This window comes from Paractinoplanes atraurantiacus, from assembly GCF_900215205.1.
GTDB lineage: Bacteria > Actinomycetota > Actinomycetes > Mycobacteriales > Micromonosporaceae > Actinoplanes > Actinoplanes atraurantiacus.
Window position 1 is genome coordinate 486,616 of sequence record NZ_OBDY01000002.1, and the last position, 17,237, is coordinate 503,852.

Below are 17,237 nucleotides of genomic sequence, written 5' to 3' on the forward strand. Positions count from 1 at the left end.
GGCGCGCCGGCTCAGCGAACGCGCGATCGGCGGCGCTGGGCGGGAACGCGCGGGTGGCGGCGCTGGGCGGGAACGCGCGGTTGGCGACGCTGGGCGGAAGCGGGCGCGGGAGCTGGCGGATGGTGAGCTTGGCGGGTGGGCGGGGCGGGGCGGGCGCATGAGTAGGTGGGTGCGTGCGGGTGTTGTCGCGGTGGCGCTGGCTGGGATGGTGGCGCTGTCGGGGGTGGTGCTCGGGCGGATTTTCGCCGGGGCGCTATTGGGGCAGCTTGTCGCGGGGGCGGCGGTCGGGTCGGTGGGGGTCAGTGTGGCGGCGCGGCGGCTGCCCAACTGGATGGTCGCACCTCTGTCGGCGGTGCTGCTGGCGGCGTACACCCTCCTGGCCCTGAAGATCGCGGCGGATCGGGCCGAGACGGCGGGGGCGCTGACCGACATCGTGCGCGAGTCGCTCGTGAACGGGATTCCGCGGCTGCTCACGGCCCTGATTCCGGTCGAGGCGACGCCGGACACAGTGGTCGTGCCGGTGATCGCCGCCTGGCTGGCCGGGCTGGCCGGGGCCGAGATCGCGGTGCGGGCCGGGCGGGTGCTGCTCGGGTTGGTGCCGGCGACGGCGCTGTACGCGGGGGCGCTCTATGTCGTCGGGCCGAACGCGGACACGGCCCGGTGGACCACGCTGGTTTTCGCGGGGCTCGCCGTGGTCGCCCTCGCGGCCAGCGCGCGCGCCACCGATCAACCCCGTGCCGACGACGGCAAGGTGGTGCGGGGGCGGGCGAGCGCGGCGGCCGGACTGGTGATCGTTCTCGGACTGATCGTCGCCGTCGGGCCTTGGATCGGTGGGCGGGTCGGTGCGACGCCGGTCGATCCGCGCCGGTACGTTGAACCGCCTCAGGTGGACAGCCTCGACGAGAGCCCGCTCAACCGGATCTCCGGGTGGGCCCTGGAGCCGAAGGATCCGCTGCTGCGGGTATCGCCCGCGGCCGGCGCCAAGGGCAAGGTCGTTCGGCTGCGGCTGGCCGTGCTGCCCGACTACGACGGCGTGACCTGGCGCGTCGGCGCGACCTATCGCAACGCGGGGCGGGTGCTTCCGCCGTCGCCGCGGTTGCCCGGTACCGACATCGCGGAGATACGGCAGGACGTCACGATCGACGGGCTCGCCGGGCGGCTGCTGCCCGTGGTGCCGGCGCCGACGGAAGTCGCGGGGGCGCGGGTCGCCTTCGACGCGGCGACCGGCACGCTGATCCAGCCCGAAGGGCGCACCGCCGGGTTGACGTATTCGGTCACGTCGGAGTTGCAGACGCCCGATCTCAACCTGCTGCCCACGGCCGAGACACCCTCCGGGGACACCGTGGCGCGCTATCTGACGGTCGGTGCCGGCGTGCCGCCCGAGATTCAGCGGCTGGCCGACGAACTCGCCCAGGACAACGGGGCGGCGTACGACCGGGCGATGGCGATCCAGGAATTCATCGCCGAGCACTACCGGCGGGTCGCCGACGCGCCGAGCGGGCACGCGTACCCGAACCTGAAGTTCTTTCTTTTCGGGCCGCGTCAGCAGGGCGGCCAGGCCGGCACGTCGGAGCAGTTCGCGGCGTCGTTCGCGCTGCTGGCCCGGATCGCCGGCCTCCCCAGCCGGGTCGTGGTCGGCTTCGACGCGCCGGCCGCGGGCGGCACGGTCACCGCCGGCAACGCCATCGCGTGGCCGGAGGTGCTGTTCGACGGGCTGGGCTGGGTGGCGTTCGACCCGATGCCCAAGAGCAAAGACCCGCGCCCGGTCGAGGAGGACTTCCTCCCGAAGCCGACCCCGCCGCCCACACCGTCCTCGCCGGCACCCGCGCCCTCCGAGACACCGCCGAGTTCGGGCCCGCCGACCCTCGTGGCGGCACCACCCGGCCCGGGCCCGTCGGCCGCAGTGGTCGCCGGAAGCGCCTCCGGCTCGGTGCTGCTCCTGCTGGTCGCCGCGGCCGGCACGATCGTGCTGATGCGGCAGTCACTGCGCCGCCGGCGTCTGAGCACCGGTACCCCCGACGACCGGATAGCCGGCGCCTGGTCGGAGTTCACGGACGCGCTGCGGTTGGCCGGCCGCCCGGTGCCGCCGCATCTGGCGGCGACGGAGGCCGCCGCGTATGCCCAAAACGATGCCGGCCTGCCGCCGCTCGGCGACCTGGTCGCCGGCATCAATACGGTCGGCTTCGCCCCCGGATCGGCCGACGACGGCCAAGCAGCGAAGGCCGGCGGTCAGGCCGTCGCCTACGCCGACGCGCTGCGGGCCCGCCGTTCCTGGTGGCGGCGCCTGTGGTGGACCATCCATCCCGGTCCGTTGCGGTGGAGCCGCCGGAGCTGACCGGCGAAGACAGACGCGCGGCCCGCCGGGGAACCGGCGGGCCGCGCTTGATATCAGGTCAGAAGCAGTCGCTGTACGCCTGGAACGGCTCGATGTTGAACAGGTGCAACGGGTCGGGGGCGTTGCCGAAGTGGCCGACGAACGTGCCCGGACCGTACTTGACGTTGAGCTTTCCGCCGCCCATCACCGCCACCCGGTGCTGATGCGCCTGGTTGATCGTGTAGGTGTAGGTGCGCCTGTCCTGGGTGAAACTCGGCGGGCTCTGGTAATACATCGCCTCGAACTGCTCCATCTCCCCGGTCACGCAGTCGAGGAGCTGATATCTGAGGGATCCTTCGAGCAACTTGTTTCCCTTCGAGTCCCACGACATCTCGAACCTGATCGTGCTGCCGTTACGGTAACCGCACGCCGTGCCTTTGATGTCGCGACGCTGGATCGCCGCGAAGTCTCCCTTTCGGGGATCCTCCAGCGGGTCCCACATCCAGCTGCTGGTGACCGAGGCGCAGGCGCTGTCCGACGGCGCCATGACTATCTGCCTCGCCGTGTTGGAGGCGAGGGTTTCGCCGCCATTGGCCGCCTGCTTCACGAAGAACTCGTAGGTGACGCCCAGCTTGAGAGGGGAGACGATCTGCCAGGTGCGGCCGCTGACCGGCAGCCCCTGCCGCGTCCATGTGCTCGTCCGGGTGTCGCGGACGTAGACCCAGAACATGGCGTCCGGGTTCACCGACTCCCAGTCGAGCATAATGCTGTCGTTGTCGTGGTACTTGGCGGTGAGGTTCGTCGGCGCCGGAACCCGGGACACGGCCGTGACCACGCTGGAGGCGGGGCCCTCACCGCCCGGCCCGATGGCGGTGACCTTGAACGCGTACGCCGTTCCGATCGACAGGTAGCCGGCCGTGAACGAGGTGCCGTTCGAGATCGGGTATTTGATCCTCTTCCACTCCAGGGTGCCGTTGTCCCTGATGTAGACCCAGTACCAGAGGTCGGCACCCACCTTGTTCCAGTTCAGCGTGATGGTGCCGTCCTTGTTCGACTTCGCCGTGACGGTCGGTGCCGGCGGCGGCGGAATGTGCGAGGTCGCCTTCACGATGTCCGAGCGGCCGCTCAGGCCGCCGTCGTTGAAGGCGACGACGTAGAAGGCGTACTCGTGGTTGTTCGTGAGGTATCCGGCGGTGAAGGCGCCGCCGCTCATGATCGGGTATTTGGACTTCGTGAAACCGCCGCTCGTGCCGGGGTTGTCGGTGATGTCCTTGGTGTAGACCCAATATCCGACCCCGGCACCCTGATTCTCCCAGGTGAGGTCGATGGTGCCGTCGTTCTGCGGCTTCGCGGTCAGCTTCGCCGGCGGCGGTGGGGGCGGCATGGTGGGTTCGGCCTGTACGGTTTCGGACGGCTCGCTCTCGGCGCCGAAATCGCCGATCGCGGTCACGTAGAACTCGTACGTGTCGCCGTTGGTCAGATAGCCGGCGGTGAAGGACGTGCCGTTGCTGACCGGGTACTGCGACCGGGTGAAGGCCCCGCCCTTGGTGACATTGCGGCTGTAGACGTAGTACCAGATGCCGTCGCCGACAGATCTCCAGGACAGGTAGGCCTCGCCGTTGCCGGGCTTGGCCTTGAGCCCCTTCGGCGCGGCCGGCGGCGGCACGTACGACTTGGCCCGGGCGACGTTCGACGGAGCGCTCACCGTGTCGGACATCCCGATCGCGGTGACGTAGAAGTCGTACGACTTGCCGACCGTGAGGTAGCCCGCGGTGAACGTCGTGCCGCTGCTCACCGGATAGGTCGACCGGGTGTAGGTGGTCGCGGTGGATTCCTTCGACCACACCCAATACCAGATGTCCGGGCCCGAGGACTTCCACGACAACGTGATGGTGCCGTCGTCGTTCGAGCTCGCGGTCAGCTTCGTCGGAGCGGGCGGCGGGGCTATCTCCGATTTCGCCTGCACCTTGTTCGACGCGGCGCTCTCGGTGTCGCCGAGGCCGATCGCCGTCACGTAGAACTCGTAGTTGTCACCGTTGCTCAAATATCCTGCCGTGAACGTAGTGCCGTTGCTTACCGGGTATTTCGACTTGGTGAAGGTGGTCTCGCCGTCGGAGACGTTGCGGGTGTAGACCCAGTACCAGATGTCCGGGCCCGAGGAGCTCCAGCTCAGCCTGATCGTTCCGTCGTCGTTCGGCGCGGCGCTCAGGTTTCCCGGTGCGGGTGGCGGCGCGATGCGGGCGACCGCCTGCGCTATGTTGGAGCGAGGGCTGTCCGTGCCGTACTTGCCGATCGCGGTCACGTAGAAGGCGTATTTGTTGCCCGCGGTCAGATAGCCGGCGGTGAACGACGTGCCGTTACTCACCGGGTACACCGATTGGGTGAAGCCGGTGGTGAGATCGGTGTCGTCGGTGATGTCCTTCGTCCAGACCCAGTACCAGGCGTCCGGCGACGACGGTTTCCACGACAGCCCGATGGTGCCGTCGGGGTTCTGCGTCGCGGTCAGACCGGAGGGCGTGGGCGGCGAGCCCGCCTTGGCGGTCAACTGGAGGGTGTTCGACGCCGGGCCCTCCCCGGAGGCGTTCTTGGCCGTCACCCGGAACTCGTAGACGTTCTCGGACACGAGGTCGTTCACCTCGGCGGTGGTGCCCTGGACGAGGGCGGTGCCGTTCGGCGTGAACGCGGTCTCGCCGGCCGTCACGTTGCGCGAGTAGACGTTGTAGGAGACGAAGCCGGCCGCCGAGACGGCACCCCAGCTCAGGCTCGCCGTGAGATCGTCGCCCGTGGTGCCGGTCAGGTTGGCCGGCGCCGCCGTCGGCTTGCTGATCAGCACTTGGCTGCGAGCGGGTAGTGACTGCGGTCCCTCACCGGCGGCGTTCTCGGCGGAGATCCGGAACTCGTAGTTGCCGTTGCGGGAGACGTCGATCTGGACGCTGCGCCCGGTCACCGCCTGATGGGCCCGGGTGAACTGGCTGCTCTTGTCGAGGTTGTTGCGCTGGTAGACCCAGTACTTCAGCCCGGTGGCGCTGGACGGGTTCGGCTCCCAGCTGACGGTCACCTTGGTGTCGCCGGGCTTGTTGGCGAGCACCCGTTCCGGCGTGGCGACGACGTTCTGCGGCGCGTTCGGCAGCAGGCTGCCGTCGACGGGCGGCCGGAGCTTCACCGAGACGAAGCGCGGTCGGCAGAGGTGCACGTCGGCGTCGCAGGCGCCGGGTGTGAAGCTGTTGACGTTGTACGACACCACCATGGTGTCGCTCGAGCTGGGCGTCTGCTCCGGGTGCAGACGTGCGTTGTAGACCCAGGCGCCCTTGCTGGCCGCGGGCTCGGGAGCCGAGTACAACGAGGTCTGATGGGTGAACGGGCCGGCCGGGTCCTTCGCGAAGTAGGCGACCACCTCGTTGCTGAACACTTCGCTGGTGTCCATCGTCACGAGGGCGTACCGAGGGTTGTCCCCGCCCAGGCGCTTGACGCTGAACCCGGCGCCGATGCCGGTCATGATCGGCGCGGCGCTGGTCTCGGTGGACGACCACTGCCCGCCGGCCGTCGGGTCGCCGGTCAGGTACTGCCAGGCCGAGGTGTTGGTCAGCGAGCCCTGCGGCGCCCGGGCCACGTACAGACTGTCGACTTCACCGACCCGGTTCGTGCCGTAGATGTAGGTCTTGCCGTCGGTCCCGTCGACCAGGGCGGCGCCCCAGCCGACCTTGTAGCTCGTGTTCAGGTTCAGAGGGACGAGTTCCTGAAGCGCCATGCTGGGCAGCGCGAACCGGGCGATCGAGCGGCCGGCTGTCACGTACGACAGGGCTCCGCCATCCGCGCCACGCTTCACATGCGTGTAGAAGACCTCCAGGGTGTTGCCGTTGCGCCGGCTCTCGCCCGGCCACCATCCGAGCTCGTTGGGCTCGGCCTTGGTGTGAGCTCCTACGTACGCCTGGGGGAGGGCGGCCGTGCCGCCGTGCAGAGTCTTGGTGAGGGTGGTGCCTTCCTGGATGACCACCGAGTTGTTGATCATCGGCTGTCCGGACGGCCGGCTCCGGTCGGCGTTCACCTTGCCGAGCATGGTGTCGCCGAAGAACCACGCCACCTGGCCGTTGCCGAGATCGGCCGACATGGTCTCGTCGCCGCCGGTCCAATGCCCGCCCTGGTCGCCGTAGGCGTGGAACAGGTCGGTCAGGTTCGAGCTGGACGGCAGGCCGGGCCGGTCCGGGCCGGGAACGTGCAGCAGGACGGACGTCGACGGGTTCGCCGGGTCGATCGCCGGAGTGATCGGCAGCGCGTCGCCGAGCAGGGCGGCGCGCACTTGAGCCGGGCTGAGGGAGGGATTCTTCGCCAGGAGCAGCGCCGCGGCGCCGGCCACCTGCGGAGCCGCCAGTGACGTTCCGCTGGCCTTGCGGGTGCCCTGCGCGGTGTCCGGGACCTCGATGTCCGTGCCCGGCGCGTACATGGTGACGCAGGCGCCGGCGTTCGAGGTGTCGTGTTTGCGGTCGAACTTGTTGGTGCCGCCCACGGTGATGACGCCCAGGTTCGTCCGGCTCAGATTGGACGGGGAGGTTCGGCACGAGTCGCCGTTGTCGTTGCCGGCCGCGGTGATCACCACAAGACCGGCGCGGGTCAGACGGGTGACGGCCTCCTCGAGCTTGCTCGAGTACTCACCGCCGATGCTGACGTTCACCACGGCCGGTGTGTTCGGCTCGGCCAGCTGCCCGATCTTGTCGAGGCCGGCCAGGAGGCGGTCTTCGTCGATGTCCTGGCCGCAGTCGGCCACCTTGACCGAGCGGAGCGGCGACCGCTTCGAAACACCCCAGCGGGTGCCGCCGGCGGCGCCGGCGACGGCCGTGCCGTGCCCGTCGCAGTCCCGGTCCGCGGCGCCGGAGACGTTGGCCCAGTTGACCGCGCGGCCGCCGAAGTCGCTGTGCGCGACGTTCACGCCGGTGTCGACGATATAGATCGGCACGTCGGACAATCCATGGTGGAACCGGGTGTCGCCGGTGCCCGCCGTGGCGTTCCACGTCGGCTCGTCGAGCCGGTCGAGGTGCCACGGCGCGTCCTGCTGTGTCTCGGTGCGCTCGAACCGGACCTGCTGCGCGACCGATTCCACCGCCGGGTCGCCGGCGATCGCCCGCGCCTGCTCCTCGGTCGCGGTGACCGAGAATCCGCGGAGCACCGACTCGTAGACGAATCCGAGGTCTCCGCCGTGCTCGTCGACCAGGCTCTCGGCCTTCTTGGTGACCTGCGCGCCGGGTACCGTGGCGGCCAGGTCGACAATGTATTTCCCGGGCAGGGTGCCCGCTGCTCCCGCGTTCACGATCTCGCCCGGCTCTGCCCAGGCCGGGACCGCGGGGCCCGCCGTCAGCAGCGCGGCCACCGAGACCGCCGCCAGCGCGGCCGTCCCCCAACGTCTTCTCACCGTATCGCCTCCAGATATGTCGCCGCCCGCACAGTAGGGCGAAGGGCCGACGGAATCCTCAGGCATCGATATGTGGGGCCGGGCTGCCTGGTTCGCGAGATGTACGGCATCTACCTGCGCCAATGATCGAAAGACCGAGACGGTGGATCGACGACCGGCAGATTGCCCGGCATACTCGCAGGCAATTTTGATAGTCCGGTGCCGCACACGGGGTGCGAGACGACACGGGAGCCGTCATGAGTGGATCCACCCTGCGCCGGTTGCGCGGACGCGCCGGCCTGACGCAGGACGAGCTGGCGCAGCGCAGCGGCATCAGCGTCCGCGCCGTCCGCGACATCGAGAGTGGTCGTGTCCGTCAGCCCCGGCCCTCCTCCCTCGACCGGCTGGCCTCGGTCCTGGGCCTGTCCGAGCTCGAGCGCCGCCAGCTGGACGCGATCGTCGTGGAGCGTGGGCTACGGATCGGGGTGCTCGGCCCGATCACCGCGAGCCGGCTCGGGATCGCCGTCCCACCCGGCCCGCAGGCGCAACGCACCCTGCTGGGCCTGCTCGCCCTGCGGCGCAACGCGTTCGTGGCGCAGGACGAGGTCGTCGACGTGCTCTGGGGCGGCCGGCCGCCGAAAAGCTGTCTGAGCCAGGTGCAGGCCATGGCGGGGCGGTTGCGCCGGATCACCGAGCCGGACGCGGACCTGCGCCGGCTCCCCGGTGGGTATCGGCTGGAGATCGATGACGACGCCGTCGACGCGGGCCGGTTCGCCCGGCTCTCGGCGCGAGCGCGAGCCATCGGCGCCGGTCACGAAGCGGTCGAACTGTGGAGCGAGGCGCTCGCCGGCTGGCGGGGCCCGGTCGTGGCCGACGCCCACGAGCGGCTCCGGCACCATCCGGCCACGACGGAACTGGCCCGGGCACGAGTGTCCGCGGTCCTCGCCTACGCGGACGGGGCCGCCCGCGCCGGCCGGCCGGAGACAGCCATCCGCCAGCTCCAGGAGACCGCCGTCGCCGAGCTTCACCACGAGGGTCTGCACGCCCGTCTCATCCTCGCGCTCGCCGCCGCGGGCGACCGCGCCGGCGCCCTGCGGCAGTTCGAAGCGATCCGCGGACGGCTCGCCGAGGACTTCGGCCTCGAGCCCGGCGAGCAGCTGCTGCGGGCGCGCCGCTTCGTGCTGGTGATGCACCAGCGGTCGGTAGCGTAGGTCTCGTGGAGCTTCTTCCCGTTCGCTTCCCGCCCGGCGCCGGCCTGCTCTGGAAGCTCACCCCGGCCCCGGAGCAGGACGAGGCGGTCAGTGCGTTCCTGGCCGGATTCCGGGGGCTCGCTGACCCGGCCGAGCAGGCGGCCGTACGAGCGACGCTGTCGCCGGCCGAGATCGGTGTGCTGCTCACGTACGGCCGCCGGCGCCTGATCGACGACGCCCCGCATCTCGCCGGTGCCCTGGACGCCCTCTTCCTGATCGACGCCGCCCGGCCGGGCCTGCCCCGCGCCGACATCGAGGTCACCGCGGCGCTGGCCCTGAGCGTCACCGGCGCCGCGGAACGGGAGAGGGCGCCGGCGGGCGCCGTCGAGCACGCCGCCGCCATGGCCACACGAAGTCCGCAGTACCGGATCGTCGAAGCGGCGGGCGGCCGGCGCATTCTTCACGACCTGCACCCGGACCGGCCCTGTACGGCCCACGAGGCCGAGCGCGCTGTCGAGCTCGCGGAACTGGCCGAGTTCAAGGGCTACCGCGTGGACAGCATCACCGTCAAGGACGACTGGCCGGAGCGGCTGCACGACGCCGTCTTCGAAAGGCAGGACGAGGCGCTGGGCGGTGCGCTGCTCGGCATCGCCCAGTGCAGCCGCGTCCAGGCCGGGCCGCGGCCCGAGGGCCGGCCGGGCCGGTTGACCGCCTACCTGCTGCGGGCCGCGTCGCCGGAGGACGCCGCGCTGCTGGCCGCCGCCGCGAACGGTTTGTCCACCCACGATGCTCCGGTTCTCGGGCGCAGCTTCGATCTGATCTGCGTCGTTCTGCTCTCCGACGGTTCGGACTCCCTGCACAGCTACGAGTTCGTTCTCCGCGCGCTGCGGGAGGGCCCGGCGTTCGCCGGCCGGCGGTGGCCGGCGGGGGATCGCGGGCCGGTCCCGGCCGACGGCGACCAGCACACCATGCTGGTCATGGACGTGCAGTACGACCACGACCAGCCGGTGCATCACTGGTGGCTGGCCGGCCCGCCGCCGCAGGGCACCCACCCGGACCCGGAGGGCGCGTGGCAGGCCCTCGTCGAGGCCGGCGACCCGTTCCGGGGTTACACCATGAGCACCATGGAGTACCACGGTCCGGAACGGGCGACGGTGCGCGGCTTCTGGCGCGGCCGTTGGGTGGAGCACCGGTTCGGCCGGCACGAGGGCGCGGCCGCCGCTGAGTGGAAGACGCTGAAACCCTTCCTCGAGCCCGGGCTCACCCGGCGCCCGCGTCCAGAGACTGGCGTACGTGGTGCCGGGCCCGATGAACCTGGGAGCGGGCCGCGCCGACCGTGACGCCCAGCTGGTCGGCGATCACGCTCGTCGTCCGCGGGTCGGGGCGGTCAGCAGGAGCGTGGCGGTGGTCGGGGGCAGAACGCGCATGAGATGGATCCTTGCGGGATCGACGCTGTCCTCCTGTTCGATGCCGCTTGCGTTCCCGGCATTCGACGCCCGGCGCGACCAATTCTGTCGCGTCTAGTTTCTCTCCATGCCGGAGCCCTACCTTGTGTGGACGATTTCGGCAAAGGGGAGAGCGATGAGTAAAACAGTCATTCTGCGGGGTCTGGTCGGGGCCGCGTCGGCGGTCGCCGGTGCTGTGGCGCTTCTGCCAGGAGCGGCCCAGGCGGCCTACGTCTGCCCAGCGAATGCGTTCTGCATGTACAAGAACCTCAACGCGACGGGCACCGTCTCCGTTCAAGCTGCTCTGAACACGGGCGCCTCCGGCTACCTCGAGGATTTCCGGAACAGCCACTACAGCAACGGCGAGAGCCTCGAGAACTCGGTCTCGTCCGTGGTGAACAACACCGGCGGCTTCGTCTACCTGTACGACGAGTGGAAGCGGCAAGGCACGTGGGTCGTGATCTATCCGCATAGCGGAACCACGAACCTCGACAATGCCACAATCTTCCCGCCGGACGGCAACCCCTACAAGGGGAACTACAACGACCGGCTGACCTCGGCCTGGATCGTCTACCGGTAGAGGCCCGGGCTGACAAAAGCCAGATCGCGTCTTTACCGGACGCTTACAAGGGCTGCCTAGCGTCGGCGCCATGGATGACCGTCGTCAGATGTCGCATCTGCTCCGCCGGCTCACGTTCGGCCCCACGGCGGCCGAAGTGGACGCGGCGACGCGGGCCGGGTTCGACGCCACGCTGGCGTCCCTGCTGCGCCCGGCCGCCGCGGTGACCGCCGTCGACCTGGGCGCCGACCCGGTGGCGAAGCTCGCCACCGGCGCCACCCGCGAGCAGCGGCAGGAGGCCCGCAAGCAGCAGCGCGATCAGGTCGCGACGGCGGTCCGGTGGTGGCTGGGGCGGCTCGCCGACGGCGGCGCGGCCGAGAAGCTGACGTTCTTCTGGCACGGGCACTGGGCCACCAGCGTCCGCAAGGTGCGCTCGGCCCAGCTCATGCTGGGCCAGCAGGCGACCCTGCGACGCTACGGCGCCGGCGACACCGGGCCGCTGGTCCGGGCGATGCTGCGCGATCCCGCCCTCATCATCTGGTTGGACGGGCAGAAGAACACCCGCAAGGCGCCCAACGAGAACCTCGCCCGGGAAGTCATGGAGCTGTTCACCCTCGGCCTGGGGGCGTACTCGGAGGCGGACGTGAAGGCCGCGGCCCGGGTGCTGACCGGCTGGCAGGTCGACCGTGCCACCGGCGCCGCGCGCCTGGCCGCGAAGCGGCACGACGACCGGCCCGTCACCCTGCTCGGCCGGACCGGGACGTTCGACCTCGACTCGTACGCCGATGCCCTGGTCCGCAACCCGGCGCATGTGCCGTTCCTGGCCGGGCGGCTCTGGTCACGCTACGCCTCGGACACCGTGCCCGTGCCGTCCTCGGTCGCGGCCGCCGGGCGCAACACGACCGCGCTGATCGCGGCGATGTGCCGGGCCCCGGAGTTCCCGGTCACCGCCGGCACGCTGGTCAAGCAGCCGGTCGAGTGGCTGGTCGGCGCGACACGCCAGCTCGGCCTGCGCATCGGTGCGCTGGAGACCGCCCAGCAGCAGCGCTTGGTGGGCGCGTTGCGGGCGCTCGGCCAGGTGCCGCTGTCGCCGCCGTCGGTGGGCGGCTGGCCGGCGGGCACGGCCTGGCTCACCACGTCGTCGGCCATGGCCCGGCTCAAGGCCGGTCAGCAGCTCGCCGCCCTGGCGCCGGCCGCGGTGGAACGTCTCACCGGCGCCGATCGGGTCGAGGCGCTGGCCTCGCTGCTGGTCGTGGACGCCTGGACCGACCGCACGAGGGCCGCGCTGAGCGGCGTCAAGGATCCGCGCCGGCTGCTCGCGCTGGGGCTGGCCAGCCCCGAGTACGCCGTCCACTGAACGTCAGGAGATTACGGACATGGACAGCATCACCCGGCGCCGGTTCCTCGTCGCCAGCGGTGTCACCGGCGCCGCCGCCCTGGCGGCGGGGGCCACTGCCTTCGGCCTGCGCGACATCCTCGCCACCGCCGGCGACCGCGATCCGGGGGCGGGGACCCTCGTCCTGATCACGCTTTACGGTGGCAACGACGGGCTCAACACCGTCGTCCCGTACGGCGATCCGGCTTACGCGGCGGCCCGCCCCGGCATGACGTACGAGCCGGAAGCTCTTTTGAAGTTGGACGACGGCTTCGCTCTCAACCCCGGCCTGCGCGGTCTGCACCAGCTTTACCACGACGGACGGATGGCGGTGGTACGCGGCGTCGGCTACCCGAAGCCCAACCGCAGCCACTTCCAGTCGATGGACATCTGGCAGAGCGCGCAACCCGGCCGTCCCGGCACCACTGGCTGGCTCGGCCGCTGGCTGGACACGGCGGGCGGTGACCCGCGCCTGGCCGTGTCGTTCGAGCCCGTGCTGCCCCCGCTGCTGGCCGGCGCCACCTCGGCCGGCGCGACGGTGCCCGGTGGTGTGCTGTCCCTGCCGGGCGGCGTGGACCCGGCCGTGGTCGCCAGGCTCGGCACCGCCGCGTCCGGCGAGCCACCGGCTCAGGCCCGGGCCGCCGCCTGCTTCGCCGATCTGATGCGCATCCAGGACCTGATGAAACAGATCCGCGAGGGCGCAGCCGAGGACGACACCGACGAGGGCGAACCGCCGGCCACCGCCACCGGCGGCGCCGCCCCGCCGCTGGACCAGCAGTTGGCGCTGGTCGCCCGGTCCATCGAGGCCGGCGCGGCGACACGTGTCTACTCCGTGTCGATGGGCGGCTTCGACCTGCACGCCGACGGCAAGGACGCGCAACAGTCGCAGCTGGCCAAGCTCGACGAGCCCTTGGCCGCCTTCACGCGGCGGATGGCCGGCCAGGGGGTCGTGGTCGCCGTCTACTCCGAGTTCGGCCGCCGGGTCCACGCCAACGCCTCCGACGGCACCGACCACGGCACCGCCTCCGACGTCCTGCTGCTCGGCGACGGGGTGCAAGGCGGCCTGCACGGCGAGCCGCCCAGCCTGACCGACCTCGACGACGGCGACCTCAAATACACCGTGGACTTCCGCGATGTGTACGCCACCCTGCTGACCGGCGTGCTCGGCGCGGATCCGCGGCGCGTCCTCGACGGCTGGACCGGGCACCTCCCCGGCGTGCTGGGCTGATCGAGTCAGGTCAGGGCGGCCGCGCCGAAGGACACGGAGAACCGTTTGCACCAAATGCTGACGCTGCGGAAGTCGTCCGGGTCGACGGAGGCGGGCAGACGGTAGACCTGGTTGCCGTGATTGCCCTTGAGCCGGCCCAGCTCCGCGTAGGCGCCGTCGTCGAAGACGCGCCAGCCGTCGGCGCCCGTGCGCACCGCCCGGTCGGACAGCCACACCCGCAGGTCGGGGCCGTCGGAGGTGTCGAGGCCGATCAGCTCGAGTTGGTGGCGGCCGTCCGCGGTGCGCACCACCCGGGCAATGCCGGTGGTGTCGTGCTCATGAGTGACGAAGGTGCCCTGCTTGAGCACCGTTGTGGCCGGTACCGGAGCACTCGACAGGGGAGCACTCGGTACGGGCGCAGCCGGGGTGGACAGCGCGTCGGTCACGGTCGTGTCGGTGAACAGCCGCCACGGCTGGAACCAGTACAGGGCCCCGGCGCCGCCGATGCCGAACAGCGCTACGACGGTCCAGGTGAGGGGCTTCGAGAGCCGTCTGCGGATCACAGCTTCGAGCCAACCCGAGAACGACCGCCCGTGCCAGGTCTCGGTGCTTACCGTTCTCTTACGGGGACATCGTACTTTCGGCTGGCGCTCGGTCGACCAAAAGGATAGGTTAGCGACGGCGGCGGGGACCGCTTGTTTTGCAGGAGCACCTGATGAAGGTTTCGGCTGTCTCGGCCCACCGCACCAACCTCGACGTCGATCGCGAGAAAGCCGGTGCGCTGATCACCGCTTTCGCGTCGGCCCCGGCCGGCGATCCGTTGCGTGAGCGACTACGCCAGAGCGCCATCGAGGCCTGGCTTCCGCTCGCCCAGCACCTCTCGCGCCGCTACATCGGCCGCGGCGAACCCACCGACGACCTCGTGCAGGTTGCGCTCGTCGGCCTGATCAAGTCCGTCGACCGGTACGACATCACGCACGGCGCCGACTTCGCCGCGTTCGCCATCCCCACCATCCTGGGCGAGATCAAACGCCATTTCCGGGACCGGTCGTGGGCCATCCGGGTTCCCCGCCGGCTTCAGGAGCTGCGGATCGCCATCAGTGCCGCCAACGGCACGCTGACCCACGTTCTCGGGCGGCCGCCGACGGTCGCCGACATCGCCGCGCATCTGGGCGCGACCGAGGAAGACGTCCTCGAGGGGCTGGAGGGCGCACGCGCCTACAGCACCACCAGCCTCTCGGCCCCGGCCGGGGACGACGGCTCGCTGGAACTCGGCGACACGATCGGCGCCGAGGACCACGGCTTCGCGCTGGCCGAGCTGAAAATCGCGCTCGGGCCGGCGCTGGCCAGCCTGGCCGACCGCGAACAGCGACTTCTGGCGATGCGGTTCTACGGCAACCGCACCCAGGCCGAGATCGCCGAGCACCTCGGCATCTCGCAGATGCACGTGTCCCGCCTCCTGGCCAAGGCGCTCACCAAGCTGCGCGTGCTGCTGGACGACGACGGGCACGGTCGGTCGCCTCTTTAATACGGGTGAAGTGGTTATAAAGAGCATCGCCGTAGATTCTTCGCGCAACCATCCAAGAACCGCAGAAAGGATTTGTTGTGCGAATCGCGAAACGGGTCGGAGCTTCCTTCGCGGCGTTCGGCGTCGCGCTGGCGGGGATGACGCTGGTGGCGCCCACGAGCGCGCAGGCGGCCGGCGCCAGTGACTGCAAGTCGGGCCAGATCTGCCTGTTCGAGAACGAGAACTTCACCGGCGGGATCTTCCGTGTCTCGGGCGGATGCGACAAGGACCTCGGCGACAACTACTTCAGCAGCGGAACCCGGGTGGTGGACCGGACCTCATCGATCATCAACAAAACCGGTTCGGTCGTCTTCGTGGCCGAGTTCCCTGACCCGTACCGCAAGGCGGGATACGAGCTCGGCGTCCAGGGCAACCACTCATTCGCGAACCTGCGCAGCGTCAAGGTGCTCAACTACCGGAACGGCCAGTTCCCGACCATCAACTTCGACAACAACGCGTCAGCCGTCTGCTAGGTGGTTCGGCCGGCGGCACTTCCGTACACACATCGTCAACTGCGATCAGTGAAGGTCGCTGACGACGGGGAAGTGCCGCCGGCCGGAGCAGAGGAGCAAACGATGAGTGGAACGCCGTACGACGCCTTGCTGGCGGCCGATCCGGTTCTGCGCCGTATCGCCCGCACCCACGGGCGGCCGGACCCGTTCCACTGGTCGGCCGGGGGGCGGCGCACGGCGACCAACTTCGGCGCTCTGCTGCTGCACGTCACGAGCCAGCAGATCTCCACGAACGTGGCCGTGGTGCTGTTCGACCGGCTGGTGGCCGCCGCCGGGCCGGAACTGACGGCCGAGGCCGTCCAGGGCCTGGGCCCGGACCGGATCCACGCCCTGGGCCTGTCCCACGCCAAGGCGGAGGCGATGGCCGACATCGCCCGCCTCCAGATCAGCGGGGCCATCGACGTCGAGAACCTCGGCGCCCTCGGCGACGACGAGGTGATCGCCGCGCTGACCGCGGCCCGCGGCGTGGGGCCGTGGACCGCGCAGATGTTCCTGCTGCACCAGCTGCGCCGGCCCGACGTCCTGCCGGCGGGCGATCTGGGCATCCGCCACGCGATACAGCGAGCGTGGGAGCAGCCGGCGGTGCCCAGCGTCGACGAGGCCCGCGAATTCGGCGCCAGGTGGTCGCCGTTCCGCTCGTATGCCGCGGCCCTGCTCTGGGCTTCCTTGTGACCCTGTCCGCCGATCATCCATTGAGGATCAAGAAAGGCCGGCCCGCCCGCCGAGCAATGTGTCGCAGCGTACAGAACGACCACGCGCCGTAATTCGACCGATGGCAGCGGCTCACCGCCCGCGCACAGTGAGGACCATGTCGATTATCAAGAAGTTCCGCCGGTGGCGGACGCTGGCGCCGGCGGTCGCGCTGGCCGCATCGGTGCTCACGGTCCTACCGGCGAGCGCCTCGTCATCGGCCTCACCGCCGGTGAAGACCCACGTGAAGCCGACAGTGGTGCTGGTGCACGGCGCCTGGGCGGACGCCTCCGGCTGGGACGGCGTGACCAGCCGGCTGCTGGGCAAGGGGTACCAGGTGATCGCCCCGGCCAACCCGCTGCGCGGGCTCGACGAGGACACCGCGTACCTCAAGGACTTCCTCGCTACCATCAGCGGGCCGATCGTGCTGGTGGGCCACTCGTACGGCGGTGCGGTGATCACCAACGCGGCCACCGGCAACAAGAACGTCAAGTCCCTGGTCTACGTCTCCGCCTACGCCCCGCAGCAGGGCGAGACGATCGGTGAGGCCGGCGCGCTGAACGGCGCCGACAATTCGCTGCTCCAGTCGCACCTCGTCAAGCGTCCCTACCCGGGCAGCGGCGGGAACGTCGACACCACGATCGACCCGGCCTGGTTCCCGCGGCTGTTCGCGGCCGACGCCCCGCTCAGCAAGACCAGGCTGATGGCCACCCAGCAGCGGCCTTTGTCCACCGCGGCCTTCGCCGGCAAGACGGGCGTTCCGGCCTGGAAGACCATCCCGGCCTACTTCCTCGTCGGGCTCGAGGACCTGGCCATTCCGCCGGCCGCCGGCAAGGCCATGGCCGCGCGGGCCGCGAAGGGACGTACTGTGACGATTCACAGTTCGCACGCGTCGATGCTGGCCCACCCGGACGCCGTCACCAGCCTCATCCTGCGGGCGGCCCGTTCCTGACCTGCTAGGCCCCGGGGCATGATGACCATGTGGGGAAGCTCCG

At 70.4% G+C, this 17,237-nt stretch carries 12 protein-coding genes; 10 read left to right on the plus strand and 2 right to left on the minus strand.

From position 1 onward, the window contains the following. Nucleotides 1-157 precede the first annotated feature (157 nt). The gene (locus CRP55_RS08760; protein ID WP_179855086.1) at nt 158-2,335 is read left to right on the plus strand and encodes a transglutaminase TgpA family protein; all 2,178 of its coding nucleotides are present in this window, start codon (nt 158-160) and stop codon (nt 2,333-2,335) included. Nucleotides 2,336-2,393: 58 nt separating this feature from the next. Here the strand turns inward: CRP55_RS08760 and CRP55_RS08765 are convergent, their stop codons facing one another. Next, entirely contained in the window at nt 2,394-7,718 is a 5,325-nt protein-coding gene (locus CRP55_RS08765; protein ID WP_143234484.1) for a DUF5005 domain-containing protein, read from the minus strand. A gap of 236 nt (nt 7,719-7,954) precedes the next feature. On the opposite strand from CRP55_RS08765, the gene CRP55_RS08770 reads away from it, so the two are divergent. The 5 genes from CRP55_RS08770 to CRP55_RS08790 all read left to right on the plus strand — a co-directional run bounded on the left by CRP55_RS08770 (nt 7,955) and on the right by CRP55_RS08790 (nt 13,494). After that, nucleotides 7,955-8,908, plus strand: a complete 954-nt coding sequence (locus tag CRP55_RS08770) for a BTAD domain-containing putative transcriptional regulator (protein ID WP_097319160.1) — start codon at nt 7,955-7,957, stop codon at nt 8,906-8,908. Between the two features lie 5 nt (nt 8,909-8,913). Beyond that, nucleotides 8,914-10,227, plus strand: coding sequence for a DM13 domain-containing protein (locus CRP55_RS08775; RefSeq protein WP_097319161.1), 1,314 nt, complete (start codon nt 8,914-8,916; stop codon nt 10,225-10,227). A 241-nt stretch (nt 10,228-10,468) separates the two neighbouring features. After that, a complete protein-coding gene (locus CRP55_RS08780; RefSeq protein ID WP_179855087.1) occupies nt 10,469-10,912 on the plus strand; it encodes a peptidase inhibitor family I36 protein in 444 nt (147 codons plus the stop codon). A gap of 70 nt (nt 10,913-10,982) precedes the next feature. Next, nucleotides 10,983-12,248 carry a DUF1800 domain-containing protein gene (locus CRP55_RS08785; protein ID WP_097319163.1) on the plus strand — a complete coding sequence of 422 codons (1,266 nt, stop codon included), beginning with the start codon at nt 10,983-10,985 and terminating at the stop codon, nt 12,246-12,248. Between the two features lie 19 nt (nt 12,249-12,267). After that, nucleotides 12,268-13,494, plus strand: a complete 1,227-nt coding sequence (locus CRP55_RS08790; RefSeq protein WP_097319164.1) for a DUF1501 domain-containing protein — start codon at nt 12,268-12,270, stop codon at nt 13,492-13,494. Nucleotides 13,495-13,499: 5 nt separating this feature from the next. On the opposite strand, the gene CRP55_RS08795 is transcribed toward CRP55_RS08790, so the two are convergent. Beyond that, nucleotides 13,500-14,036: a DM13 domain-containing protein gene (locus CRP55_RS08795; protein ID WP_097319165.1), complete on the minus strand. Its 537-nt coding sequence runs from the start codon at nt 14,034-14,036 to the stop codon at nt 13,500-13,502. 152 nt (nt 14,037-14,188) lie between these two features. Here CRP55_RS08795 and CRP55_RS08800 point away from each other — a divergent pair, with 152 nt between their 5' ends. The 4 genes from CRP55_RS08800 to CRP55_RS08815 all read left to right on the plus strand — a co-directional run bounded on the left by CRP55_RS08800 (nt 14,189) and on the right by CRP55_RS08815 (nt 17,194). After that, the gene (locus tag CRP55_RS08800; protein ID WP_097319247.1) at nt 14,189-15,001 is read left to right on the plus strand and encodes a SigB/SigF/SigG family RNA polymerase sigma factor; all 813 of its coding nucleotides are present in this window, start codon (nt 14,189-14,191) and stop codon (nt 14,999-15,001) included. Between the two features lie 77 nt (nt 15,002-15,078). Continuing rightward, nucleotides 15,079-15,513 carry a peptidase inhibitor family I36 protein gene (locus CRP55_RS08805; protein WP_097319166.1) on the plus strand — a complete coding sequence of 145 codons (435 nt, stop codon included), beginning with the start codon at nt 15,079-15,081 and terminating at the stop codon, nt 15,511-15,513. 102 nt (nt 15,514-15,615) lie between these two features. Continuing rightward, nucleotides 15,616-16,224 (plus strand): DNA-3-methyladenine glycosylase family protein, encoded by a 609-nt coding sequence (locus CRP55_RS08810; RefSeq protein WP_097319167.1) that lies wholly within the window; start codon nt 15,616-15,618, stop codon nt 16,222-16,224. Nucleotides 16,225-16,360: 136 nt separating this feature from the next. Then, nucleotides 16,361-17,194: an alpha/beta fold hydrolase gene (locus tag CRP55_RS08815; protein ID WP_097319168.1), complete on the plus strand. Its 834-nt coding sequence runs from the start codon at nt 16,361-16,363 to the stop codon at nt 17,192-17,194. Nucleotides 17,195-17,237: the final 43 nt, after the last annotated feature.